This is a genomic window from Actinomadura geliboluensis (assembly GCF_005889745.1).
Taxonomy (GTDB): domain Bacteria; phylum Actinomycetota; class Actinomycetes; order Streptosporangiales; family Streptosporangiaceae; genus Spirillospora; species Spirillospora geliboluensis.
Map to the genome: position 1 here is coordinate 1 of NZ_VCKZ01000504.1, position 6,039 is coordinate 6,039.

Here is a 6,039-nt window from a genome sequence, read left to right on the forward strand (position 1 = left end):
GAACCGCCCCCGGCCGAGGACGCGCCGGAGGCGGCCGGGCAGGGCGGTGCCGACGCCGGGCAGGACGACCCCGACGACCCGCTCCGCCAGCTCGTCGGGGAGCTGAACCAGGAGACCGGCAGCCTCGTCGACGCGCTCGACGACCTCGGCCCGGCCGAGGCGTACTCGCCGGAGGGGTACGGCCGGCTGCGGCGCCTGCGCGACGAGCTGCGCGGTCTGCGGAGCCAGGTCGGGCTGCCGCTGCCCGACCTCGTCACCGAGGTCGAGCGGGCCCTCGGCCTCGACATCGAGGTCGCCGCGCGGTCCGGGCTCGACCCCGTCACCGCCCGCGCCGACCTCGACGCCTTCATCGACGCCGCCGCCACCTTCGCCGGCGACGCCGAGGACCCGACGCTCGGCGCGTTCCTCGCCTACCTCAAGGCCGCCGAGACCGAGGAGTTCGGGCTGGAGGCCGGGCGCGTGGGGGAGACCGACAGCGTCAAGCTGCTCACCGTCCACGCGTCCAAGGGCCTGGAGTGGCCCGTCGTCGTGGTGCCGGGCCTGTCGTACACGGCGCAGAAGAACGGCGGCCCCGCCAAGGGGTCGATCTTCCCGTCGCCGCCGCAGAACGCCACCCGCTGGACGGCGAACCCGCGCGTCCTGCCGTTCATGCTGCGCGGCGACCGCGCCGACCTGCCCGCGCTGACCGGCCTGGAGAAGGACGACCTCGCCGCGTTCGACCAGGCGTGCGCCGAACGCGACCTGCGCGAGGAGCGGCGGCTCGCCTACGTCGCGGTCACCCGCGCGTCCAGCCTGCTCATCACCACCGGCTACTGGTGGGGGGCGTCGGGGCGGCCGCTCGGCCCGTCGCCGTTCCTGGAGGAGGTGCGCGCCGTCTGCGTCGCCGGCGCCGGGTCCGTCGCCGTGTGGACCGACCCGCCGGAGGAGGGCGCCGCCAACCCGCTGCTCGCCGACCCCGAGGAGGCGCAGTGGCCCGTCGCGCCCGGTGAGCGCGGCCAGTCCGACCTCACCGCCCGCGAGCGGTACGAGGCGGTCGTCGAGGGCGCCCGGATGGTCGAGGCCGAGATGGCCGGGCGGACGCGGCACTGGGCGGGCGACGCCGGGCTGTCGGACGCCGACCGCGCCCGGATGACCGCGTGGGCGCGCGACGTCGAGCTGCTGCTCGCCGAGCGCGACCGGGGCCGCTCCGGCGACGGCCTGCTCGTCGAGCTGCCGGCGCACCTGTCGGTGTCGTCGCTGGTGTCGCTGGCCCGCGACCCGGCCGCGCTCGCCCGGCAGATCCGCCGCCCGATGCCGCGCCCGCCCGCCCCCTACGCGCGGCGCGGCACCGCGTTCCACGCCTGGCTGGAGGGCCGCTGGGGGCAGCAGCGCCTCCTCGACCCCGACGAGCTGCCCGGCGCCGCCGACGAGGGCGCCGCCGACGACTCGCAGCTCGCGCGGCTGCGGGAGCGGTTCGAGCAGTCGGAGTGGGCGTCCCGCGAACCGCTCGACATCGAGGTGCCGTTCGAGACGATCATCGGCGACCGGCTCGTCCGGGGCCGGATGGACGCGGTGTTCCGGTCGCCGGGCGGCGGCTACGAGGTCGTCGACTGGAAGACCGGCTCGCCGCCGTCCGGGGAGGAGGCGCGGTTCGCGGCGGTGCAGCTCGCCGCGTACCGGCTGGCGTGGGCGACGCTGACCGGGGTGGACGTCTCCGCGGTCAGCGCGGCGTTCCACTACGTCGCCGCCAACGTCACCGTCCGCCCGGCCGACCTGCTGGACGCCGCCGGGCTCGCCGCGCTGCTCGACGGCGTCCCCGCCGCGTGACCCGCGGCCCGCGCGCGGTGTGATTCTCCGCCGCGCGGTGTGATTCTCCGCCCGCGCGGCGTGATGAGTCTCACTCCCCTCTGGTCACCGTGCGTGCTTTCGGGGATGATCCGGGCAACCATTCGAGGGAGGCGACGTGACGGTTACCCACGACGAGAAAGTCGTACGGGAGTTCTCCAAGCAGGCGCCCGGGTTCGCCGACCCCAGGCTGAACGTCGCCTTCACCCGTCACCTGGACCGGCTCGTCCGCTTCATGGAGCCGGAACTCGACCTCGAGGACGTCGTGCTGGAGGTCGCGGCCGGCACCGGCATCGTGTCCCGCGCGATCGCCCACCGCGTCCGGCACGTCACGGCCCTCGACCTCACGCCCGCGATGCTCGCCGAGGGCAAGCGCGCCGCCGACCACGCCGGCCTCACGAACCTGACGTTCACGCACGGCGACGCGACCGCGCTGCCGTACCTCGACCGGTCGTTCACGCTGGTCATGACCCGTTTCTCGCTGCACCAGGTCGCCGACCCCGGGGCCGTCGTGGCGGAGATGGCCCGGGTCAGCCGGCCCGGCGCCGCGCTGATCATCGCCGATCTGGTGCGGCCGGAGGGCGTCGCGGGCGACCCCGACCGCATCGAGCGGCTCCGCGACCCCTCGCACGGCACCGCGCTCACCGAGGCGCGGATCGCCGAGCTGGTCACGGCGGCGGGCGCCGAGGTGAAGCGCACCGACCGGTTCGACTACGTGCGGCCCCTCGACCCGTGGCTGGAGCTCAGCCAGACCCCCGCCGAGGCCGCCGCCCAGATCAGGCGGGAGCTGGAGGAGGAGCTGGCGGGCGGCCCCCCGACCGGCATGCGCCCGAGCATGGTGGACGGCGTCCTCCACTTCACGCACGCGTATCTCTTCCAGCAGGCGATCGCCGGGTAACGATTCGAGCGAATGTTCGACGCCGCTCGCTCATATGTTCTAGGTTGTCGGGCATGGGTTCCACCACCGTGCGGTCCCTCGACCGCGAGCCCGCCGCGCTGGCGATGCGCATCGGCGTCGTCGCGGCCGAGGCGGCCCTCGCCACCTTCGCCCGCAACCTCGACCTCGACGACCTGGCGGACGGCGTCGACTTCCAGGGCGCGATCGGCCCCGCCGAATGGCCGGTGTTCTCGCTGGTCATCGACACCCTCGCCGAGGCGGGTCCGGGCGACCGCCGGTCGCTGGACGAGCGCCGCGCCGACGCCCTCAACGACCTCGCCCGCATCTGCATGGCGGCCAAGAACCGCGGCGCCGCATGACCCGGTGACCGGGCGCGTCCGGGACCGTGCGGCCTTGGGCCCGGGCGCCGCCCTCAACCGCCCAGCGCCGCCGGCCTGACCTTCCCCGTGCTGGTCCGGGGCAGCTCCCGGACGAACCGGATGTCGCGCGGCACCTTGTACCTGGCCAGGTGCGTGCGCACGTGCTCCTTGAGCTCGTCCTCGGTGACCTCCGAGCCGGGAGCCCGCACCACGTACGCGGCGAGGCGCTGGCCGAACGCCTCGTCGTCCACGCCGGTGACGGCGACGTCCGCGACGTCCGGACGGCCGCCGAGCAGGTCCTCGACCTCGCCGGGGAACACGTTCTCCCCGCCGGACACGATCATGTCGTCGGCGCGGCCGTCGATGAACAGCCGCCCGGCCGCGTCGAGGTGGCCGAGGTCGCCGGTGCTCGTCAGGCCGTCCAGCGTCGGCTTGCCCCCGCCGCCGGTGTAGCCGGCGAACCGCAGGCCGCCGCCGGTGTAGACCTCCCCGGTCTCGCCGCGCGGGACCTCCCGGCCGTCCTCGCCGAGGATCCGGACGGTCAGCCGGAGCGACGGCCGCCCGGCGGTGCCCGGCGCGGCGCGCAGGTCGGCCGGTGTGGCGATGGTGGCCCAGCCCGTCTCCGTCGCGCCGTAGACGTTGACGAGGACGTCGCCGAACGCGTCCATGAACGACTCCGACAGGTGCGGGTGGAGCATCGAGCCGCCCGACACGACCGCGCGGAGGGTGGGCGTCTCCGGCCGGTCGGGCACGTCCAGGATGCGCTGGAGCATCAGCGGCACCGCGACCAGCGCCTCCGCCTCGTGGTCGGCGATGGCCCGCAGCGTCGCGCGCGCGTCGAACCGGCGCGACAGGACGAGCGGCATGCCCATGCCGAGGCCGACCGCCGTGTAGGCGAAGCCGAGGATGTGGAACAGCGGCGGCGCGATGACGATCGGCGCCCCCGCCCGGACGGGGACGCGCATGGCGTGGGTCAGCGCGGCCGGCAGCAGCGCCCCGAGGGACATGTCGTGCCGGGCGCCCTTCGGCGTGCCGGTGGTCCCCGACGTCATCACGATCACGCCGCCGGTGCGGTCGGGGAGGAGCGGTTCGGGCTCGGTGCCGCCGATGAGCGCGTCGAGCGTCTCCGTCTCCGGGGCCGCGTCGCCGTCGGTCCAGGCGAGCAGCCGCCGCCCGGCGAACCCGGACTCATCGACGGCGTCGGCGAACTCCGCGTCGTGGACGAGCAGCTCGATCCCCTCGCGCTCCGCGACCTCCCCGAGCTGCGCGCCGGAGAAGTCGGTGTTGAGCAGGACGACGTCGTTGCCCAGCCGCGACACCGCGAGGAGCGTCTGCACGAACCCGCGGTGGTTGCGGCACAGGACGCCGGCCCGCCCGTCCCCGATGCGGCCGCCGAGGGCGGTGGCCAGCGCCGCCGCGTGCCGCTCCAGCTCGGCGTAGGTGAGCGCGCCGCGCTCGTCGATCAGCGCGGTCCGGCCGGGGAACCGCAGTGCGGCCATCGCGCCGATCGTCGCCGGCACGGGCCCGAACCGGACGTACGGGAACAGCAGCCGCGCGGCCCGGTCCGGCCGGATCGGCCGCACGACCCCCGTGTCCCGCACGGCGCGGACCGCCCGCACCCCTGACCGCAGCTGGTCGAGCAGTGGCAACGTCTTTCCTTCCCCTCGTCCTCCGCCACGCCCATACCCGCCCTTTGCGGAGATATTGAGCGCTGCGCGGCGTGGGTTACCGTCGGGGCATGACGATCTCCGACGATGCCGTGACCGCCGGCGACGTGGAGCTGGCCGTCCGGCTCGCGGTCTCCGTCCTGCGGAAGGCGCCGCCGGACGCCTGGGACGCCATGGCGGGGTCGCTGGAATGGACCTGCTGGGAGACCGTCGAGCACCTGAGCGACGACCTGTTCGCCTACGCCGCCCAGCTCGCTCCGCAGGCGCCCCCGGCGGACGGCGACGTGCCGTTCGTCTGGGAGAGCCGCCGCCCGGGCGGCCCGGCGAACGCGGTCCACGCGGACCGCGAGGCCGGGCCGGACGGGCTGCTGCGGGTGCTCGACGCCTGCGGCGGCCTGCTGGTCGCCATGGTGCGCACCACCTCCCCTGACGTCCGCGCCCACCACGTCTACGGCGCGTCCGACGCCGAGGGCTTCGCCGCCATGGGGATCGTGGAGACGCTCGTCCACACCCATGACCTCGCCGAAGGGCTCGGCCTCCCGTGGGAGCCGCCCGCCGACCTGTGCTCGCGTGCGCTCGGCCGCCTGTTCCCCGACGCGCCGCGCGACACCGACCCGTGGCCGACGCTGCTGTGGGCGACGGGACGCGGGGAGCTCCCGGGCCGCCCGCGCCTCACCTCATGGCGCTGGTACGGCGCGCCGCGCGACTGACGTCCCTCAGCGGTGGTTCAGCACGTTCACGACCCGCCCGTTGGGATCGCGGACGAAGAACCGGCGCACGCCCCACTCCTCGTCCTGCAGCGGATGCACGATCTCCGCGCCGCTCTTCCGCACGGCCTCGTAGACCGCGTCGACGTCCTCCACCTCGACGCTGATGTCCGGGACGACGGGCCCGGTCTTGTCGCCGGTCATGAAGCTGACCTGCGCCGTCGGCACGGACGGGGAGGCGAGCGTCACGATCCACCCCTGGTTCATGACCTCCTCGAACCCCAGGCGCTCGTAGAACTCCCGGCTCTCCTCCACGGCCCCGGACTCGATGTTGGGCACGACACGGCGAATGGTCATCGATATCTCCAAGCAGAACGTGATGGCGATGTGGAAGACCCCATCGTCGCCCACCGCCACCTGCGGGGTCTTGGACGAATGGGAGCTCAGCGCAGGTAGTGGAAGCCCGGCTTGGGGTGCATCAGGAAGTCGTGGTGGGAGATGTTCCAGGCGTAGGCCCCGGCCATGCCGAAGGCGACCACGTCGCCGGGGGACAGGGGCGGGACGGGGACCTGTCTCTTATACAC

At 74.6% G+C, this 6,039-nt stretch carries 6 protein-coding genes; 4 read left to right on the top strand and 2 right to left on the bottom strand.

Features of this window, described 5'->3' with window-relative positions; all coding sequences use genetic code 11:
* From ETD96_RS39725 to ETD96_RS39735, 3 genes are all read left to right on the top strand, one after another.
* A partial coding sequence (locus ETD96_RS39725) for a PD-(D/E)XK nuclease family protein (RefSeq protein ID WP_171069463.1) occupies positions 1 to 1,806 on the top strand: 1,806 nt, incomplete at its 5' end.
* A gap of 136 nt (positions 1,807 to 1,942) precedes the next feature.
* A complete protein-coding gene (locus ETD96_RS39730) occupies positions 1,943 to 2,722 on the top strand; it encodes a class I SAM-dependent methyltransferase (RefSeq protein ID WP_138641643.1) in 780 nt (259 codons plus the stop codon).
* Between the two features lie 53 nt (positions 2,723 to 2,775).
* Positions 2,776 to 3,081, top strand: a complete 306-nt coding sequence (locus tag ETD96_RS39735) for a hypothetical protein (RefSeq protein ID WP_089326206.1) — start codon at positions 2,776 to 2,778, stop codon at positions 3,079 to 3,081.
* Positions 3,082 to 3,134: 53 nt separating this feature from the next.
* Here ETD96_RS39735 and ETD96_RS39740 read toward each other — a convergent pair whose 3' ends face one another.
* Positions 3,135 to 4,730, bottom strand: a complete 1,596-nt coding sequence (locus ETD96_RS39740) for an AMP-binding protein (protein WP_240808559.1) — start codon at positions 4,728 to 4,730, stop codon at positions 3,135 to 3,137.
* A gap of 89 nt (positions 4,731 to 4,819) precedes the next feature.
* Here ETD96_RS39740 and ETD96_RS39745 point away from each other — a divergent pair, with 89 nt between their 5' ends.
* Positions 4,820 to 5,458, top strand: a complete 639-nt coding sequence (locus tag ETD96_RS39745; RefSeq protein ID WP_138641644.1) for a maleylpyruvate isomerase N-terminal domain-containing protein — start codon at positions 4,820 to 4,822, stop codon at positions 5,456 to 5,458.
* A 6-nt stretch (positions 5,459 to 5,464) separates the two neighbouring features.
* Here ETD96_RS39745 and ETD96_RS39750 read toward each other — a convergent pair whose 3' ends face one another.
* Positions 5,465 to 5,812, bottom strand: a complete 348-nt coding sequence (locus ETD96_RS39750; protein WP_138641645.1) for a VOC family protein — start codon at positions 5,810 to 5,812, stop codon at positions 5,465 to 5,467.
* Between the last annotated feature and the right edge of the window lie 227 nt (positions 5,813 to 6,039).

Excerpts from the sequence above, each read along its gene's own strand:
- ETD96_RS39735 (WP_089326206.1), top strand. The coding sequence starts at position 2,776 with ATGGGTTCCACCACCGTGCGGTCCCTCGACCGCGAGCCCGCCGCGCTG.
- ETD96_RS39745 (WP_138641644.1), top strand. The coding sequence starts at position 4,820 with ATGACGATCTCCGACGATGCCGTGACCGCCGGCGACGTGGAGCTGGCC.
- ETD96_RS39750 (WP_138641645.1), bottom strand. The coding sequence starts at position 5,812 with ATGACCATTCGCCGTGTCGTGCCCAACATCGAGTCCGGGGCCGTGGAG.